19 protein-coding genes, 1 tRNA gene and 2 pseudogenes are annotated in these 17,822 nt (G+C 66.2%); 5 read left to right on the forward strand and 17 right to left on the reverse strand.

Annotated elements, in window-relative coordinates; all coding sequences use genetic code 11:
* Positions 1-287 (reverse strand): annotated as a pseudogene (locus E5X34_RS22670) (BA14K family protein); the annotation flags it as partial.
* A 165-nt stretch (positions 288-452) separates the two neighbouring features.
* Here E5X34_RS22670 and E5X34_RS22675 point away from each other — a divergent pair.
* On the forward strand, positions 453-1,565 hold the full coding sequence (locus E5X34_RS22675; RefSeq protein ID WP_292569082.1) for an endonuclease/exonuclease/phosphatase family protein: 1,113 nt from the start codon (positions 453-455) through the stop codon (positions 1,563-1,565).
* Between the two features lie 4 nt (positions 1,566-1,569).
* The gene (locus tag E5X34_RS22680) at positions 1,570-2,286 is read left to right on the forward strand and encodes a hypothetical protein (RefSeq protein ID WP_292569085.1); all 717 of its coding nucleotides are present in this window, start codon (positions 1,570-1,572) and stop codon (positions 2,284-2,286) included.
* Positions 2,287-2,314: 28 nt separating this feature from the next.
* Here E5X34_RS22680 and E5X34_RS22685 read toward each other — a convergent pair whose 3' ends face one another.
* The 4 genes from E5X34_RS22685 to E5X34_RS22700 form a co-directional block, all read right to left on the reverse strand.
* Entirely contained in the window at positions 2,315-2,545 is a 231-nt protein-coding gene (locus tag E5X34_RS22685; protein WP_292569088.1) for a hypothetical protein, read from the reverse strand.
* An 83-nt stretch (positions 2,546-2,628) separates the two neighbouring features.
* Positions 2,629-3,846, reverse strand: a complete 1,218-nt coding sequence (locus E5X34_RS22690; protein WP_292569091.1) for an ABC transporter permease — start codon at positions 3,844-3,846, stop codon at positions 2,629-2,631.
* Positions 3,843-4,550, reverse strand: a complete 708-nt coding sequence (locus tag E5X34_RS22695) for an ABC transporter ATP-binding protein (RefSeq protein ID WP_140655236.1) — start codon at positions 4,548-4,550, stop codon at positions 3,843-3,845. The genes E5X34_RS22690 and E5X34_RS22695 overlap by 4 nt, the downstream gene beginning before the upstream one ends.
* A 4-nt stretch (positions 4,551-4,554) precedes the next feature.
* Positions 4,555-5,841: an efflux RND transporter periplasmic adaptor subunit gene (locus E5X34_RS22700; protein ID WP_292569096.1), complete on the reverse strand. Its 1,287-nt coding sequence runs from the start codon at positions 5,839-5,841 to the stop codon at positions 4,555-4,557.
* Between the two features lie 132 nt (positions 5,842-5,973).
* On the opposite strand from E5X34_RS22700, the gene E5X34_RS22705 reads away from it, so the two are divergent.
* Positions 5,974-6,876: a PhzF family phenazine biosynthesis protein gene (locus tag E5X34_RS22705; protein ID WP_292569099.1), complete on the forward strand. Its 903-nt coding sequence runs from the start codon at positions 5,974-5,976 to the stop codon at positions 6,874-6,876.
* A 105-nt stretch (positions 6,877-6,981) separates the two neighbouring features.
* A tRNA-Lys gene (locus E5X34_RS22710) sits at positions 6,982-7,057 on the forward strand.
* Positions 7,058-7,232: 175 nt separating this feature from the next.
* On the opposite strand, the gene E5X34_RS22715 is transcribed toward E5X34_RS22710, so the two are convergent.
* The 8 genes from E5X34_RS22715 to cbiE form a co-directional block, all read right to left on the reverse strand.
* Complete coding sequence (locus E5X34_RS22715; protein ID WP_292569102.1) at positions 7,233-7,565, reverse strand: hypothetical protein; 333 nt, start codon at positions 7,563-7,565, stop codon at positions 7,233-7,235.
* Between the two features lie 236 nt (positions 7,566-7,801).
* On the reverse strand, positions 7,802-8,827 hold the full coding sequence (gene cobT, locus E5X34_RS22720) for a nicotinate-nucleotide--dimethylbenzimidazole phosphoribosyltransferase (RefSeq protein ID WP_292569105.1): 1,026 nt from the start codon (positions 8,825-8,827) through the stop codon (positions 7,802-7,804).
* A 24-nt stretch (positions 8,828-8,851) separates the two neighbouring features.
* Positions 8,852-9,619, reverse strand: coding sequence for an adenosylcobinamide-GDP ribazoletransferase (locus tag E5X34_RS22725; protein WP_292569108.1), 768 nt, complete (start codon positions 9,617-9,619; stop codon positions 8,852-8,854).
* The gene (locus E5X34_RS22730) at positions 9,616-10,932 is read right to left on the reverse strand and encodes a cobyrinate a,c-diamide synthase (protein WP_292569111.1); all 1,317 of its coding nucleotides are present in this window, start codon (positions 10,930-10,932) and stop codon (positions 9,616-9,618) included. Before E5X34_RS22730 ends, E5X34_RS22725 begins: the two co-directional genes overlap by 4 nt.
* The gene (gene cobA, locus E5X34_RS22735; protein WP_292569114.1) at positions 10,929-11,726 is read right to left on the reverse strand and encodes a uroporphyrinogen-III C-methyltransferase; all 798 of its coding nucleotides are present in this window, start codon (positions 11,724-11,726) and stop codon (positions 10,929-10,931) included. Before cobA ends, E5X34_RS22730 begins: the two co-directional genes overlap by 4 nt.
* Positions 11,727-11,740: 14 nt before the next feature.
* Positions 11,741-12,505 (reverse strand): precorrin-4 C(11)-methyltransferase, encoded by a 765-nt coding sequence (gene cobM / locus E5X34_RS22740; protein ID WP_292569117.1) that lies wholly within the window; start codon positions 12,503-12,505, stop codon positions 11,741-11,743.
* Positions 12,502-13,011, reverse strand: a complete 510-nt coding sequence (locus tag E5X34_RS22745) for a cobalamin biosynthesis protein (protein WP_292569120.1) — start codon at positions 13,009-13,011, stop codon at positions 12,502-12,504. The genes cobM and E5X34_RS22745 overlap by 4 nt, the downstream gene beginning before the upstream one ends.
* Positions 13,008-14,249, reverse strand: a complete 1,242-nt coding sequence (gene cbiE, locus E5X34_RS22750; RefSeq protein ID WP_292569123.1) for a precorrin-6y C5,15-methyltransferase (decarboxylating) subunit CbiE — start codon at positions 14,247-14,249, stop codon at positions 13,008-13,010. Before cbiE ends, E5X34_RS22745 begins: the two co-directional genes overlap by 4 nt.
* A gap of 1 nt (position 14,250) precedes the next feature.
* On the opposite strand from cbiE, the gene E5X34_RS22755 reads away from it, so the two are divergent.
* Positions 14,251-15,018, forward strand: coding sequence for a cobalt-precorrin-6A reductase (locus tag E5X34_RS22755; protein ID WP_292569126.1), 768 nt, complete (start codon positions 14,251-14,253; stop codon positions 15,016-15,018).
* On the opposite strand, the gene E5X34_RS22760 is transcribed toward E5X34_RS22755, so the two are convergent.
* From E5X34_RS22760 to E5X34_RS22775, 4 genes and pseudogenes are all read right to left on the reverse strand, one after another.
* Entirely contained in the window at positions 14,982-15,746 is a 765-nt protein-coding gene (locus E5X34_RS22760) for a precorrin-3B C(17)-methyltransferase (RefSeq protein WP_292569128.1), read from the reverse strand. The genes E5X34_RS22755 and E5X34_RS22760 overlap by 37 nt on opposite strands.
* A complete protein-coding gene (locus tag E5X34_RS22765) occupies positions 15,743-16,480 on the reverse strand; it encodes a precorrin-2 C(20)-methyltransferase (protein WP_292569131.1) in 738 nt (245 codons plus the stop codon). Before E5X34_RS22765 ends, E5X34_RS22760 begins: the two co-directional genes overlap by 4 nt.
* An 8-nt stretch (positions 16,481-16,488) precedes the next feature.
* Positions 16,489-17,121: a precorrin-8X methylmutase gene (locus E5X34_RS22770; RefSeq protein ID WP_292569134.1), complete on the reverse strand. Its 633-nt coding sequence runs from the start codon at positions 17,119-17,121 to the stop codon at positions 16,489-16,491.
* Positions 17,096-17,822, reverse strand: a pseudogene (locus E5X34_RS22775) (precorrin-3B synthase); the annotation flags it as partial. The gene E5X34_RS22770 and the pseudogene E5X34_RS22775, both read right to left, overlap by 26 nt.

A 17,822-nucleotide genomic window follows, 5' to 3' on the forward strand; every position in this document is an offset into this window, starting at 1 on the left:
TCCCAGTTGCGGTCCCAGTTGCGGGAGAAGTGCCGGTTGCCGTCGCGTCTGAAATCGCGGCCGCGCCACTCGCCGCCGCGCCGCCAGCGCCAGTCATACATCTGCGGCGAGTAGTTGTTGCCGCCAGCCCAGCTGTCGCGCACGGGAATGATCGTCGGGGCGGCGGTATTCGTTGCGACGCCGAGGTCGGGCTGCAGGATCGGGCCGGCCACCGACGGTGCGGTCACGCCCGCAACGAGCCCCAAGGCTAAGAGCCCGGATCTGAAGGAAGAAAACAGCGGTTTCATTTCACTCTCCAAGGAGTAAAGGCCCCACGCCCAGAGCACCCCGGGAATGGGCTATTGTTGGAACTTTTCGTCTGAACGGAAGATGAACGGAAAGGTTCCATCAACCATGACGAGCATACGCCCGGCTCTTGTTTTCGGCCTCACTTGCGCGCAAAGGTCACCGCCATGTCGCTCCGCCTCGCCACCTTCAATGTCGAGAACCTGATGAACAGGTTCGATTTCTCGGGCTATCGAAACCAGCTCAATGAAGACCGCACGCTGGCGCTGTTCGACATCCAGAGCGAGGCGGAATACCGGATCCTCGAGCAGGCCCGCGCGATCGCCCAGTCCGACGACACCCGTCAGTTGACGGCGCTCGCCATCGCGGCCACTCGCGCGGACATCATCTGCATGCAGGAGGTCGACAATATCGAGGCGCTGAAGGCGTTCGAATATGGCTATCTGTTCAAGATGATCGGGCAGGGCTACCGTCAGAAATACACCACGGCCGGCAACGACTCCCGCGGCATCGATGTCGCGGTGATGATGCGCAACGAGACCATGCAGGGCCAGCCGATCGAGTTCGTGCGCATGACGAGCCACGCCTATGTCACGTTCGAGCGGTTCGGCCTCTTCACGCCGGAGCTTGCGGCGCTCGGGCATGTGGCCAGCGATCGCATCTTTCGCCGGGACTGCCTAGAGGTCGACCTCACTGTCGGCGGCGCGCCGCTGACACTCTATCTCGTGCATTTCAAGTCGATGGGCTCGCCGCGCAACGGGCTGGACGGCCGCGAGGCGACAATGCCGCTGCGCATGGCCGAGGCGCAGGCCGTGCGCCGCATCATCGAGGAGCGTTTCGGCAAGGACCATGCCGCCGACAAGCGCTGGGCGATCTGCGGCGACATGAACGATTACCGGCAGCGTGTGAGGATCGAGGGCGACAGCTTCGACGGCTATCGCTTCGAGGTCGTCGATGAGGCCCAGTCCTCGATCAATGTGCTGACCGCCGGCGGCTTCTGCGAGAATGTCGTCGAGCGGCGGCCGGAGATGGACCGCTGGAGCTTCTACCACACGCGCGGCCCGGAGGAGCGGCATCTCTGCCAGCTCGATTACATCCTCCTGTCGAAGGCACTGGCGGCGAAGAACGCGACCGCCGTGCCCGACATCATCCGCAACGGCCAGCCCTGGCGCACCATCTTCCCGGCGGGCCAGGAGGTCGAGCGCTTCCCGCGCGCCGGCTGGGACAGGCCGAAAGCGTCGGACCATTGCCCCGTGGCGATCACATTGGACATGGCGTGACCCTTTGAGTTTCGATCTGCCCCGCAACGTCATCCTGCCGGTCGATGCGATTGACGTGCGCCTCGATCCCGGGCCGCATCCCTTCGCCGTCAGCAATGCGGAGGCGATCGCCGAGAACTGGCGCCAGGAGATCGCGGCCAAACCGGCGCTGTTCGACGGCACGGTGGTGCTGCTTTCCGAGCTGGCATACCGGGACAGCCGCCTCGTCGGCCGCTGCCATGCGGTCAATTATTCGACCTTCATGCTGTGGCGTAAGCGGCGCGAGAATTCCGGCGCCGAGCACGCCTATGCGCATGCCATGCTGGTCGCCGGGGACAATGCGCTGGTGGCGATCCGCATGGGCTGGCACACGGTCAATGCCGGCCGCGTCTATTTCGCCGCCGGCTCGTTCGAGCCGGCCGATTTTCGCGACGGGCTGGTCGATATCGACTTCAACATGATACGCGAGGTGGGGGAGGAGACCGGGCTCGATCTTTCAGCGGCCGAGCGTGGGCAGCGCTATTACGCGCTATCGACGGCGAGCGGCACGGTGATCTTCCGCCGCTACCGTGTTGCCGAACCGGCCGACGAACTGGCGCGGCGCATCAGCGCCTTCGTCGCGGCCGAGGCCGAGCCGGAGATCGAGGGGCCAGTCATAATCCGCAACGCCGCCGACCTGCCGGATGGTCTTATGGGGCATATGAAACCGCTGATCGAATGGCACTTCGCCGACAGCGAATAGCAACCGCGCGAGCGGCGCGCCGGAACGATCACGGCTTCGCGGCCTTGCGGTCATTGCGGGCGGCGACAAGGAAAAGGATCAAGCAGAGGCCGAGGAGCGCGCCCATCGCCATGCCCATGGTCTGGCCGACCACTTCCTGGAAGTTGGGGGCGACGCGGTCGGGATTGGCCAGACCGAAGCGGGCCAGATACCACCAGATGCCGCCCAGGAACGCCTCGACGACAATTGCCGCGAGGATCACACGCGCCTTCCTGCTCATTTCGTCCGTCCCCTTCAAGGTTTCCCAGGAGACCGCTTTATCACCGCAGGATTTGCGGCAACAGAGCCGAGCGATGCCGGGTGCTATTCGTGCCGCAGCGCGTCGATCGGATCGAGGCGGGCGCCGCGCAGCGCCGGGAAAAAGCCGAACACCATGCCGATCAGCGCGGAGAAGGCGACGGCGAGCAGGATGACGGCGGGGCTCGGCGCGAACGGTATCGTCAGCGCCATCGAGGCGAGGCCGGCCAGTGACAGGCCGATCAGGATGCCGATGATGCCGCCGAGCAGCGACAGCACCGTCGCCTCGACCAGGAACTGGATGAGGATGTGTTTTTCGTGCGCGCCGATCGCCAGCCTGATGCCGATCTCGCGCGTCCGCTCGGTGACCGAGACCAGCATGATGTTCATGATGCCGATGCCGCCGACCAGGAGGCTGACACCGGCGACGGCGCCCAGCATGCCGGTCATGGTGGTCGTGGCGCTGGTCATGGCGTCGGCGATCTGGGTCATGTCGCGGATGGCGAAATCGGGATCGCGGTCAGGCGTGATGCGGCGCGTGTCGCGCAAAATGTCCTCGACGCGCGGCTGCAGCTCGCTGGTCGGCGTGCGGTCGTCGGCGGCGATGTAGATGTTGTCGATGTCGCGGTTGCCGGCGATGCGCCGCTGATAGGCGTGCAGCGGCATCAGCACGACATTGTCCTGGTCCTGGCCGAAGCCGGTATAGCCCTTGGGCTCGAGCAGGCCGATGATCTTGCAGGAGGTGCGGTTGACGCGGATGATCTCGCCCTCCGGATCGCCGGCGCCGAAGAATTGCTGGCGCACCGTCTCGCCGATCAGGCAGACACCGGTGCCGGCGCGCGTTTCGGAATCGCTGAACGGCCGCCCCGACACCAGCTTCCAGTCGCGGGCGTCGAGATAGGCGCTGTCCGTGCCGGTCACGCCCGAGGTCAGGCTCTCGGTGCCGAAGATGACGCGGACCTGTTTTTGCGAGGCAGGCGAAATCGCGCGCGCGCCGCTCAGATGCGCGACGAGCGCGGTGACATCCTTTTCTGCCAGCGGCCGCACCGCCTGGTCGAGACCTCCCGGCCCGCCGGGCCCCGCCGGCCGGCCGGCGCGGACGACAAGCAGGTTGCTGCCGAGCTTAGAGATGTCGGCCTTGACCTTCTCCGTCGTGCCGGAGCCGATGGTGACCATGGCGATGACGGCGGCGACGCCGATGACGATGCCAAGCAGCGTCAGGAACGAGCGCAGTACGTTGCGGCGGATCGAGCGCAGCGAAAGGCGGACGGTCTCCCAGATCATGCGGCTTCCTCCGCTTTCAACGTGTCGGAGGCGACATGGCCGTCGAGGAAGCGAATGGTGCGGCCGGCATAGTCCGCGACATCGGCCTCATGTGTGACCATGACGATGGAGAGCCCGAGCTCGGCATTGAGCCTTGTCAGCAGCTCCATGATCTCATGCGTGCGCGCGGTGTCGAGATTGCCGGTCGGCTCGTCGGCGACGAGCAGCGTCGGCCTGGTGACGATGGCGCGGGCGATCGCCACACGCTGCTGCTGGCCGCCCGACAGCTCGGCGGGGGTGTGGTGCTCGCGCCCGACAAGCCCGACCTCGGCCAGCGCCTGCATGGCCAGATCCCGGCGCTCGCGCGCGGCGACGCCGCGATAGATCAGCGGCAGCTCGACATTTTCCGCAGCGGTGGTGCGCGGCAGAAGGTTGTAGCCCTGGAAGACGAAGCCGACATAAAGGTTGCGCAAAAGCGCGCGGCGGTTGCGGTCGAGGCGGCCCGCATCGACGCCCATGAAGGAGTAGGTCCCGGCGGTCGGTGTGTCGAGGCAGCCGATGATGTTCATCGCCGTCGACTTGCCAGAACCGGAGGGGCCCATGATGGCGACGAATTCGCCGCGGCGTATCGCGAGATCGACGCCGGCCAGCGCATGCACGCGGGCCTCGCCCTCGCCATAGCTCTTCCAGACCTTGTCGAAGGTGATGAGCAAAGGAGCCGACATGTCGTCAGCTCCGCTGCTGCGCGCCGGTGATGACTTGAGCGCCCGCGTCGAGGCCGGAGGTGATCTCGGTCAGCTCGCCGTCGGTCGAGCCGACCTTGACATTGACCGGATGCGGCCTTTCGTTCTCCAGCACATAGAGCGTGCGCGAGCCGTCGGTTGGCGCCTTCGTTGCCTCGCGCTGCCGGTTTGGGCGGCCCATGCGGCCGGTGAAGAGGTCGCTCAGGCTCCAACCGCGCGCCGCCTGTTGCATCGGGCGATAGCGGAACGCCGTCGAGGGAACGGTAAGCACGCCCTTGGCCTGCCTTGTGACGACTGAGACCGTCGCCGTCATGCCGGGCCTGAGCAAAAGCTCGCCATTGTCGACCTCAAGGCGCGCATTGTAGGTGACGACGCCATCGGTGGTGACCGAGGCATAGGAGATGTCGCGAATCTCGGCGTCGAAGGGACGGTCCGGGAAGGCATCGACGGTGAAGCGGGCATGCTGGCCGGGTTTGACCTGGCCGATATCGGCCTCGTCGACCGCCGCCCGCAATTCCATGTTCCTCAAGTCAGCGGCGATGACGAACAGCACCGGCGCCTGCAGCGAGGACGCGACCGTCTGGCCGGGGTCGACCGAACGCGTGAGCACGATGCCGTCGATCGGCGCATAGATGGTGCTTTTCGCCAGGTCTGTCTGCTGCGCCTTGAGGTCGGCCTGGGCGATGGCGAGATTGGCCTCGGCGCTGTCGAGCGCCGCCTTCGAGCGGTCGCGCGTCGCGGTCGCCGCTTCGAGCGACTGGTCCGTCGCCATGCCGCGCCTGGTCAGCGCGCTCGCGCGCACCACCGCGTTCTCGTTTTCCTGCAAGGTCACCTTGGCGTCCTCGACGGCAGCTGCAGCTGCCTTGGCGGAGGCGGTGGCGCGCTCGATCTGGACCTCGAGCTTGGCGGTATCGAGCGTCGCCAGCACGTCGCCCTTCTTGACCTGCTGGTTTTCATTGACCGCAACGGAGCGGACGATGCCGGAAAGCTCGCTGGAGATGTCGACCTGGGTCAGCGGCTGCAGCGTGCCGGTGGCGGATACTTCGACGGTAAGGTCCGCGGTCGCCGCCGGCACGGTGGTGTATTCAATCCTGGGGGGTGCCGCGGCGTACCATTGATAAAGGGCGACGCCGGCCGCGGCGACTGCTATCGCCAGCAGGGCGTAAAGCCAGAGGCGGCGGCGCTTGCGGCTTACGCCCTTGCGGTCGAGGCTGAGCGCGGCCTCTATGGAAGTACCGGATTCCGCCGTTGGCGGATTGACAACCTGGTCCACCCCGGACCCCTATGCTGGAAATCGATGTCCCTGTCCGTGCACAGATCAGGCTTTGAGGTTCGAATTTCAAATTAAATTTCCCTCATGTTGGGATTGGGGCAGAAATTCGGGGCGAGGCGAAAGGTTTTCTCCATGACGCGCAATTACTTGCTTTACGATGTGTTTACCACCGAAAGGCTGGCCGGAAATCCGCTTGCGGTGGTGCTCGACAGCGATGGGCTCGACACTGCCGGCATGCAGGCGATCGCGCGCGAATTCAATCTGTCGGAGACGGTGTTCGTGCTGCCTCCGGACAATCCCAAGCACCGCAACCGTATCCGCATCTTCACGCCTGACTATGAAATGCCTTTCGCCGGGCATCCGACGGTCGGCTCGGCGATCGCGCTGGCGGAACTCGCCGAGGAGGAGGCCGGCATTTTCGTGCTGGAGGAGAATATTGGGCCGGTGCGTTGCGCGGTGAGCAAGCATGACGGCTCGACCTTCGCCGAGTTCGACCTGGCGAAACTGCCGGAACCGTTGGAGCTCAAGGCCGATCCGGAAGCGATCGGCGCGGCGCTCGGCCTTGCCCCGCACGAGATCGGCTTCGAGAATCACCGCGTCGCCTTCTGGTCGGCCGGCGTGCCTTATGTGACGATTCCCGTTGCCGGGCTGAAGGAGGCGGCCAAGATCAGGCTCGACAACCAGGCATGGTCGGAATTGGCGCCGCGCAAGAGCGAATGGGCCTTCGCCAGCCCGTATGTCTATTGCCGCGAGACGGTGCATCATGACAGCGCGTTCCATGTCCGCATGATCGTGCCCGGCACGCCGTCCTACGAAGATCCCGCGACCGGTTCGGCTGCCGCGGCCTTTGCCGGCGCCATCATGCATTTCGACGCCCCGACCGACGGCATATCGCAGCTGTGGATCGAGCAGGGCCTTGAAATGGGCCGGCCCTCGCGCATCCGGCTGGAACTCAATGTCGATGGCGGAAAACTGGCCTCGGCGCGCATCGGCGGCCATGCGATCAAGATGGCCGAAGGCAAGCTTTTTGTCTGATGCCTGCGGCAATTCAGCGATTTGTCGGGAAATGATCCGGCAGGGCTAGACATCCCCGAAAGCGGCGGCTATATGCGCCGCCGACGCTGGTTTTCCCGGCGGTGTGGGTGTGTAGCTCAGTTGGTAGAGCAGCTGACTCTTAATCAGCGGGTCCACAGTTCGATCCTGTGCACACCCACCAAATTTTCCGATGGTATTTCTCCTTTTAGCCCGTCTTCGCGGCGGATTGAGCCGTTAAGGCCCAAGACCTGCAACGATCGCCTGTCAGACAGCTCTCATGACGATTGCTGCCCAACCGGCGATCGCAGGATCAATCCGTAAGTGCCAATGCCGCACCAGGCCACGGAAGATGTCCGCTACGCCTGGAAGAATTCCTCGATGTCATCCAGAACGGTGATGGTTGCAACGATGTCCAACGGACTATCCCAGTCGACATGAAGAAGGAATTCAACGCCTCCTGCTTCCCCGCCGGCCACGCCGTGGGGGCCAACATTGGTCACATAAACATTAGCGGCGCCAAGATTTGGGCGCCCAAGCGTCTTCGGTCCGCCACCAAAGCCACCGAAGGCAGGTATAAATTCCGCTGCTGTTATGATCACCGTAGAGTCTAAGTTGATCGGGTCCCAATTGAAGTTCTGACGAATTGTGCCTTTCATTCCCCGATACAGCACTCTAATCGAGCGAGCCATGCCTTCCTCCGTTTCTGAATCAATCTCAACACTGGAATGATCACGATGTGTGATTTGGCACGGCATCGGTATTTGATCTGTGATGATAATCACAAATCATCTGAAATTAATCGTAAGCTGATCTTGATTTGATCCGAGATCAAATCAGTGCGGCAGGCAAAATCCGCCAAATTTAGATAAATTTTAAGCCGATTTGAGGAACTGAAGATTGCGGGCCAATCTATTGGGAAGTCCTGTTACTTCTCCGAAACCCCCGCCTCGGCAAAGCTAGCCATCCTCGTATGGCACTCCAGCGCCGAGCGGACGATGTTGACGGCGAGGCAGGCGCCTGAGCCTTCGCCGAGCCGCATGCCGAGATCGAGCAGCGGCGGCAGGCCGAGCGCTTCGAGCAGGCGGCGGTGGCCGGCTTCCGCCGAGACATGGGCGGCGATGGTATGGGCGAGGCCAGTTGGATGCAGCCTTGCGAGCGGAGCGGCGGCGGCGGTGCACACAAAACCGTCGAGCAGTACCGGCACGTTGTTCTTGCGCGCGGCGAGCGTGGCGCCGAGAATGGCGGCGAGCTCGCGTCCGCCAAGGGCAGCGGCAATCTTCAACGGGTCGGACAGCGAATCGGCGTGGCGCTTGAGGCCCGCTTCGATCGCCACCACCTTGCGCTTCATGCCGGCATCGTCGACGCCGGTTCCGCGTCCGGTCCATTTTTCCGCGCCGCCGCCGAACAGCGCCGTCGAGATCGCGGCCGCCGGGGTGGTGTTGCCGATGCCCATCTCGCCGAAACAGACGAGATCGAGATCCTTGGTAACCGCGTCGTAACCGGCCGAGACGGCAGCGAGAAAGGCCTTTTCGTCCATCGCCGGAACCTGCGTAAAATCGCCGGTCGGATGGTCAAGATCGAGCGGGATCACATCGAGCTTGGCGCCGGCAATGCGGGCCAATTGGTTGATGGCGGCACCGCCGCCGGCGAAATTCGCCACCATCTGTACCGTCACTTCCGACGGATAGGCCGAGACGCCCTGCGCCGTGACGCCGTGATTGCCGGCGAAGACGATCACTTTCACATTGCCGAGCTCCGGCATGTCGCGGCCCTGCCAACGGGCCAGCCAGGCGGCGGTCGTCTCCAACCGGCCGAGGCTGCCCGGCGGCTTGGTCAGCGTGTCCTGGCGCCTGGCCACGGCAGCGGCGGCGGTGTCGCTGCCATTGGAGAGATCGAGGCAGGCGGCGCGAAGGTCTTCGAGCGATTTGAAGGACGTTGATTGGGGGGACATGGGGGCAAGGTCTCCGAAAGAGAATCAGGAAAGGCAAACGGAAGCGACGAGAAGAACGGCGATCTCGCCGAGTTGCTGCAGGGCGCCGATCGTGTCGCCGGTCTGGCCGCCGATCTGGCTGAGGCAAAGCGCGCGGAAGCCCGCGAAGACCAGGCCGAGCAGGATGAGTGCGGCGATCGCGCCGCCAAGGCCAAGCGCCAGCAGCGCCACCGCGCCGAGCGCAGCGCCGATGATGGCGGTCACGGTGGTGACGGTGCCCGCATTCGCCGACAGACCGTCGCTGCGGGCCGGCGGCAGAAGATGCATGAAGGCGCCGAAAAGCCCGCGTGAAGCGGCGTGCGCGGCGAGCAGCGCCAGAAAGATGTGGCCGGGACCGGCGAGTTCGGACAGCGCGCTCCAGCGGATAAGCAGCGACAGCCCAAGCGCGGCCGCGCCATAGGCGCCGATGCGGCTGTCGCGCATGATCTCCAGCTTCCTGTCGCGCGTCCTGCCGCCCCAAAAGCCGTCAGCGATGTCGGAAAGCCCGTCCTCATGCAAGCAGCCGGTGGCGAGCATGGTCGCGGCGAGCGTGAGCGCCGCAGCAGGACCGGTGGCAAGACCCATGCTGTAGGCGATGGCGTAGGCGAGCGCGCCGATGATCGCCACCGCGAGGCCGGCAAAGGGCGCCGCCCAGATCGCGTCCGCCAGGCTGCGGCCGCCGAAGTCGCTCGAGGGCAGCCTCAGCCTGGTGAAGAAGACGAGGCTGAGCCCGATATCGTCAAGCACTTGCCGGGGCGCGGAAGGGCCGCTCATGCACCCCTCGCAATGGCGTGGAAGAAGGTGCCGCTGACATGGCCGCGCCGGTAGCCGGAAGCGCCGAGCAGGTTGCCCTGACCATCGGCAAGATCGGCCAAGGACTCGTCATTGCCGGTGGCCGTCATCTGCGCATAGTGGAATTCGTGGCCGCGGATCAGCGTGCCTTCCGGTCCCAGCGGGCAGGCGGCGCGGAGCCTAGCCTCGCGATAGCCGAGATTCATCTTGCGCCTGGCGAAGCTGGTCGAATGGCCAAGCAGGCCGAGCATCCTGTGGCTTGTCCCCTCCGCGTCTTCCAGTCCTTCGCCCAGCACCATGAAGCCGCCGCACTCGCCGTGAACCGGCTTCGTCGCCGCAAAGCGCGCCATTCCCGCCTGGAAGTTGGTCGCGGCCGCAAGCTTGCCGGCATGCAGTTCCGGATAGCCGCCGGGCAGCCAGCAGACATCGCAGCCTTCGTCTGGCGATTCGTCGGCCAGCGGCGAAAAAGGCACGATCTCGGCGCCAGCCTTTCGCCAATGCGTGGCGATATGTGGGTAGAGGAAGGTGAAGGCGGCGTCTTCCGCCAACGCGATGCGCTGCCCGGGAGGTTGCAAGGCGTCGGCAAAGCCGCCGGACGAGGGCTGCAGAGGTGTCGCCAGCGCGAGGATGGCGTCGATGTCGAGCGATTTCTCGACCGTGTCGGCCAGCCGGTCGAGATGCGCCATCAGGTTCTCGTACTCGCCGGCCTGGACGAGGCCGAGATGCCGCTCCGGCAGGTTGAGCGTCGGATCGCGCAGGATGGCACCGACCACCGGCAGGCCGATCGCCTCGATGGCGTCGCCGGACAGCCGCCGGTGGCGTTCGCTGCCGAGGCGGTTGAGCACGACGCCGGCCATGCGCACATCCGGATCGTAAGTGGCGAAACCCTTGGCGACGGCGGCGGCCGTGGTCGACTGTCCGGAAACGTCGAGCACCAGAAGCACCGGCAGGCCGTAGAGCCTGGCGAGATCGGCAGCCGAGCCGGAGCGGCCTTCCGGCGCGGGAATGCCGTCGAACAGGCCCATCGCGCTTTCGAGGATGACGTATTCGGCGTCATCCGCGGCCTGGGCCGCCAGCGCGTTGAGCAGGGAAGGCGACATCGCCCAGCTGTCGAGGTTGACGCCGGAGAGGCCTGTGGCGGCGGTGTGGAAGCCGGGGTCGATATAGTCCGGTCCGGACTTCGCGCCGCGTACTTTCAGGCCGCGCCGGGCAAGCGCGCGCAACAGGCCGATGGTGACGCTGGTCTTGCCCGAGCCGGAGCGCGGCGCGCCGATGATGATCGCGCGCGCCGTCATGCGTCGCCCGTCAGTGCCGCGCGCATGGCGACGATGCCGCCGACGACGATCAGCGCCGGCGAAGCCAGCCCGGCGGCCGCGGCTTCGTCCGCGATGGTGGCGAGCGTGGCGACGACGATACGTTCCTGGGGCGTGGTCGCCGCGACGATCACCGCGGCGGGGGTCGACGGCGCGAGGCCGCCCTCGAGCAGCTTTGCCGCGATCACCGGCAAATTGGCCATGCCCATATAGACCACGACCGGCTGTCCGGTGCGGGCGATGGCAGCCCAGTCGATATCGTCATCGGTGCCCGCCGCATGGCCGGTCGCCAGGATGACGGCCTTGTTGATGCCCCGCATGGTGGCGGGAATGCCGGTCGCGGCCAGCGCGCTGAGACCGGAGGTCAGGCCGGAAAGCACCCGGAACGGGATTTTCTCGCCCGCCAATGCCAAGGCCTCTTCACCGCCACGGCCGAAAATATAGGGATCGCCGCCCTTGAGCCGCACGACGCGGCGGCCCTCGCGCGCCAGCCGCACCAGCAGGGCGTTGATGTCGTCCTGCTTCATCGAAGGCTGGCCGCCGCGTTTTCCGGCGTAGAAGAGTTCGGCTCCTTGAGCGACAGCCACGACGTCGGGCGAGACCAGCGCGTCATAGACGAGCGCGTCGCATTGCCCGAGCGCCGCCAGCACCTCCAGCGTCAGGGAGCCGGGATCTCCGGGGCCGGCGCCGGCCAGCCAGACATGGCCCGGTTTCAGCTCACGCGGCTTGAAGTTCAGCCGCGCCAGCGCCTGCTCAACCGTAGCCCGTCCGTTCATGTTGGCGCTGCCGTTCACAATCCATCCCGTCCGCGAAAACGCCGCTGGTAGTGGGCGTCGTAGAGTGAGCTTTCGCCGAAATCCTGCGTGGCAAGCGCGCTGCCGACGAAGATGATCGCCGTGCGCTCCATCGGGTTCTGCGCCAATTGCGCTTCGATGGTGCCGAGCGTCCCGGTCAGGATGCGCTCGTCAGGCCAGGAGGCGCGGAAGACGACCGCGACCGGGCATTCGGCGCCGTAGAGCGGCGTCAGCTCGGCGACGATGCGGTCGATGGCGTGGATGGCAAGATGGATGGCAAGCGTGGCGCCGGTGCGGCCGAAGCCCGCCAGCGTCTCGCCCGGCGGCATTTTCGAAGCGCGGCCGGACATGCGGGTCAGCACCAGGCTTTGCGCGAGCTCGGGGATGGTGAGCTCGCGGCGAAGTGCTGCCGCTGCTGCCGCGAAGGAAGGCACGCCTGGGGTCAGCGTGTAGGGGATGCCGTGCTTTTCCAGCCGCCTGATCTGTTCGGCTACCGCGCTCCAAACGGAGAGGTCGCCGGAATGTAGGCGCGCGACATCCTGGCCGGCCTTGTGCGCGGCGACATATTCGGCCTCGATCTCGTTGAGCGACATCGGCGCGGTATCGACCAGTCTCGTGCCGGGCGCGCAATGCGCGAGCAACTCCGGCGCGACGATCGAGCCGGCATGGAGGCAGACCGGGCAACTGGCCAGCAGCCGCGCGCCGCGCAAGGTGATGAGATCGGCCGCGCCCGGACCGGCGCCGATGAAATGGACCGTCATGGCGCGTCTCCGCTGATGGCGATGGCGCAGGTGACCGGGCCAAGCACGGTGCGAGGCCCGAGCAATCTTGCGCCGGCTCCGGCAACGGCGAGCGCGGACGCTTCCGAAACCGACGGCGTGCCGGCGCGGCTCTGCGAGAGATCCGAATGACTGAGCAGAGACGCCCCCTCATCCGGCCCTTCGGGCCACCTTCTCCCCGTGGGGGAGAAGAGATTGGCGGCAGCGCCTGTCATCTCCTCTCCCTTTGGGGAGAGGTCGGCCGACCGAAGCGGAGGCCGGGTGAGGGGGAGTGACGGTTCGTAGCCGGAAGCATCAACCACTATTACGGGAAGGTTGAGTTCACGGCCGGCAGCGAAAATGGCTTCTTCGTTGCGTTTGAATTCGGTCGTCGCCAGGGCCGAAAGCGCCGTCATCGCGAGGCCATGCGCTTCAAGCGCGGTCTCGATCGCCGCCAGCACGTCTTCGACGCTCACACCTTTGCGGCTGCCTATGCCCGCGACCATCATGGCTTGATCCAGCTCCACTGCGTGACTGGCATGGCCGGGCGCCAGGCTTGCATCGAGCCGACAGGTGCAGCGCGCGACAGCGCGATGCGGGTGAGGTCGCCGCCGCGCCTGTTGTGCTGGTCGAGCAGCAGCGCCTCCATTTCCAGCGTCACCGCATTAGCGACGAGCCGGCCGCCGGGACGGAGCGCCTTGATCGCTTTCTCCAGCACGCCGTCATCGCTGCCGCCGCCGCCGATAAAGATCGCATCTGGCGTTTCAAGCTTGGCCAGCGCCTTGGGCGCCGAGCCTTCGACCACGACAAGGCCCGGCACGCCGCAATGCGCGGCATTGCGGGCGATGCGCGCGGCGCGTTCGCCATTGGATTCGATGGCGAATGCGCGCAGCGAAGGATGCGCCATCATCCATTCGATGCCGATCGAGCCGGAGCCCGCGCCGATGTCCCACAGCAGCTCGCCGCGCTTTGGCGCCAGCGCCGACAGCGTGATGGCGCGGACCTCTCGCTTGGTGATCTGGCCGTCATGCTCGAACAGGTGGTCGGCAAGGCCGACGGTCAAGGGCAGGATGCGCGCATCCGGCGTTGATTCAACTTCGAGCGCCAGCACATTGAGCGGATTGATGTTTTTGAGATCGAAGGCGTCGGCGCAGGTGGTGCGACGCGCTTCATCGGCACCGCCGAGCGCTTCGAGGACCGTCAGCCGCGAAGGGCCGAAGCCGAGTTCGTCGAGCAGCCTGGCGATCGCCGCAGGCGCGTCGCCGTCCGATGTCAGGGCAAGGATGCGCGCGCCGGGTTGGAGCAGGGGGCGGATCAGGTCGATCGAATGGCCGTGGAGTGAGATCGTCTCGACGTCCTGCAAGGCCCAGCCGAGGCGGGAGGCTGCCAGTGATAGAGACGACGGCGCCGGGAGAACGAGCATCTCGTCCGGCTTCACCTTGCGCGCCAGCGTGACGCCGACGCCGTGAAAGAATGGGTCGCCGGACGCGAGCACGCAGACGTGCTTGCCCGCGAGCGCCAGCACGTCGCGCATTTCGGCATCGAAGGGCGTCGGCCATGGGCGGGTTTGGCCCTTGGCCAGCGACCCGACAAGACTGAGATGCCGCTTGCCGCCGAAAACGACGTCCGCCTGCGCGATGCGCTGCTTGGCCTCGTCGCCGAGACCCGCTACACCGTCCTCGCCGATGCCGACGATGGTGAGCCATTTTGAGGCGGGCTTGGCGGCGCGCGGATCCTTAGCAGGCATGATGACCCACCGCATTCTGATCCTCGGCGGAACCACGGAAGCCCGGCAATTGGCGGGAAAGCTCGTCCGTCGTGCGGATTTCTCGGTCACGCTGTCGCTGGCCGGCCGCACCGAAAGTCCGGTCGCGCAAGGCGTGCCGGTGCGTGTCGGCGGCTTTGGCGGCGCGGAGGGGCTCGCCGCCTATCTTCGCGAGGAACACGTCGACGTGCTGATCGACGCCACGCATCCATATGCCGCGCGCATCTCGGCCAATGCCGCCGAAGCGTCCAGACAGTCCGGTGTGCCGATCCTGGCGCTGCGCCGTCCCGGCTGGGAGCCTGTCGTGGGCGATCGCTGGACGCTGGTCGACAGTGTCGTTGAGGCGGCGAGGGCGCTCGGCACGGCGCCGCGCCGCGTTTTCCTCGCGATCGGGCGGCAGGAGGCCGGCGCCTTCGAGGCCGCGCCCCAGCACTGTTACCTGATCCGCAGCGTCGACCCGGTCGAGCCGCAGCTGGCCGTGCCCGATGCGCTTTATCTGCTGGCGCGCGGACCGTTTCCGGAAGCGGATGAGCGAGCGCTGCTCGAAAAATACGGGATCGATGCCGTCGTCTCCAAGAACAGCGGCGGCGAGGCGACCTATGGCAAGATCGCCGCCGCGCGGGCGCTCGGCATCGAGGTGATCATGATCCGTCGGCCGCCTCTGCCTGACGTGCCCTCGGCCGAAACCGTCGAAGCGCTGGCGGCCCAAGTCGATCATCTTTTCGCGCCCGTTGCCGAACGCGGCGTGTAGACCAGCGCCGGTTTTTCGCCGCGCCTGATGATGCGGGTCTCGGGCGAGCCGATGATGATGCAGGTCGACATGTCGGCCTTTGCCGCATCGGCGTCCGCCAGCAGGAAAACCTCGATGCGCTCGTCGGGCCGGCCGGCGGCGCGGCCGAAGATCACCGGCGTGGTGCCGGGCAGGATCGCCTTCAGGCATTCGAAGGCGCGACCGAGTTGCCAGGGGCGGGCCTTGCTGATCGGGTTGTAGAGCGCGATGACGAAGCCGGCGCCGGCAGCCGCCAGCAGGCGCAGTTCGATCAGGTCCCAGGGCTTCAGATTGTCGGAGAGCGAGATGGCGCAGAAGTCGTGGCCGAGCGGCGCGCCGATGCGGGCGGCGACCGCGAGCATGGCGGTGACGCCGGGGACGACAGCGAGGTCGATGGCGCGCCATTCGGCGGGGCCGGCTTCGATCGCCTCGCAGACGGCCGCGGCCATGGCGAAGACGCCAGGATCGCCGCCGGAAACGACGGCGACGTCGTGGCCTTCGGCGGCCTTGGCCAGCGCCTCGTTGGAGCGGGCGAGCTCCTCGCGGTTGTCGGAGGCGATGCGGGTCTGATCCGGCCGCAGCTCCAGCCGGTCGAGATAGGGCTTGTAGCCGTAGAAGAAGGAAGCCTCGGCGACGGCATTCGCAGCCTGCGGCGTGACCTGGTCGGCATTGCCGGGTCCGAGCCCGATGACGGTGAGGCGGCCGCTCATTGCTTGGCCCCAGGCTTGGCCGACCAGCCGGCGACCAGCACGATGGCGAAATAGGGGGCCTTGTCGTCCGGCTTGTCGGCAAGTCGCATCGAAACGCTGCCCGGCATGGTGCCGCGCTCGACATAGACAGCCTTGGCCAGCTTGCCGGTCGCTTCCAGCGCGCGTCGGATCTTCGGCAAATTGCGGCCGACCTTCATGATCACGGCGGCATCGGTGTCGGCGAGGCGACGAGACAGCTCGAATTCACTCATCGTGCCCGGCAGCACGGTCAGCACGTCGTCGCCCTGGACGATCGGCAGGCCAGTGGCCGACCAGCAGCCGGACATGGCGGTGATGCCGGGGATGACTTCGGTCGGGAAGCGATGTGCCAGGCGCACATGCAGATGCATGTAGGAGCCGTAGAAAAGCGGATCGCCCTCCGACAGCACGGCCACCATCCTGCCGGCGCCGAGATGCTCGGCGACCTGTTCGGCCGACTGCTCGTAGAAATCGGTGATCTGCGAACGGTACTCGTCGTGATCCTTGTCGATCTCGGTCGTCACCGGATAGAGCAGCGGCAGCTCGATCATGTCCGGCCGGAAGCGCGCCTCGACGATGGCGCGCGCATTGCTGTTGTTGCCGCGCTTGGCGAAATAGGCGACGACATCGGCCTCGGCCAGCGCGCGCGCGGCCTTCAGCGTCAGCAGCTCCGGATCCCCGGGACCGGTGCCGACGCCGACCAGACGGCCTTTCATGATCGTGTTCACAGGCCGGGCCTCGCCAGGGAATTGAGCGCGGCGGCGGTCATGGCGCTGCCGCCCAGCCGGCCGCGCACGATGGCATAGGGCACGCCATAGGAATTCTCGGCCAGCGCATCTTTCGATTCTGCGGCACCGACGAAGCCGACAGGCATGCCGATGATCGCGGCCGGCTTTGGCGCGCCGTCGCGCAGTTTTTCCAAAAGATAGAAGAGCGCGGTCGGCGCATTGCCGATGGCGACGACCGAGCCGGCCATGCGCTCGCCCCAGAGGTCGATCGCCGCCGCTGAGCGGGTGTTGCCGATTTCTTTGGCGATGTCATGCGTGCGCGGGTCGCGCAGCGTGCAGATCACCTCGTTGCCGGCCGGCAGCCGGGCGCGGGTGACGCCATGCGCGACCATCTCGGCATCGCAGAAGATCGGCGCACCGGCGGCGAGGGCGGTACGGGCCGCTTCGACGAAACCGTCGGAGAAGACGAAATGGCTGGCGGCCTCGACCTGGCCGCAGGCATGGATCATGCGGATCGCGACATCGGCTTCCGCCTCGGAGAAGCGCGACAGGTCAGCCTCGGCGCGGATGATGGCGAAAGAGCGCTCGTAGATCGCCATCCCGTCATGGATATAGTCGTAGGCGGCCATTTACTGGTTCCGTCGATAGAGTTCGGCGATGCCGGCAGCGCCAAGCCTTGTGAGGCAGGCGGCGACGGTTTCGCCTTGATGTCGTTCACGGTGGAGCGCCCCGGCAATGTCGGCGATGCCGCGCGCGGCGTCATAGCCCGGCCTGTATCCGGCAGGAAGGGCCTTTGCCGTCCCGTCCACGACAAGTCCGGCTCCGTTTTCGTCGCCGACCAATGTCAGTGCGGCTGTGCCCGGATGCGCGCAGCCCTTGGCGCAGCCGGAAACGTGGAGGGTGAGGGAGGCGTCGAGGAGATCGGGACTTTCCCTTGCGATCGTCTCGGCGATGGCGCGGGTAGCGATGCGGCCGGAGGTGCAGGCCGGCGTGCCGGGACAGGCGGCGATGCGGGTGCGAGGGTCGGTGGGGTCGGTGACGAAGCCGAGCGTGGCGGCGGAGGAGTGCAGCGAGGCGCAGGCGGATGGGGAGAGACCGAGGACAAGCAGGGCGCGGCCTGCGGCGAGGCGGATTTCGGTGGCGCCGAGATTCGCTGATTCTCGGGCGAGGTCGATGAGGGGTTGGGCTGGCATGCTGCCGTAGGGCAGGGCGATGCCGAGGGCGTGGCCTTCACCCAGGTCGAAGAGTCCGATAGGCCAGTGAGGGCGCTCTACGGCGCCCCCCTCTGTCCTGCCGGACATCTCCCCCACAAGGGGGGAGATTGGCAGCT

The organism is Mesorhizobium sp. (assembly GCF_004963255.1).
Lineage (GTDB): Bacteria > Pseudomonadota > Alphaproteobacteria > Rhizobiales > Rhizobiaceae > Mesorhizobium.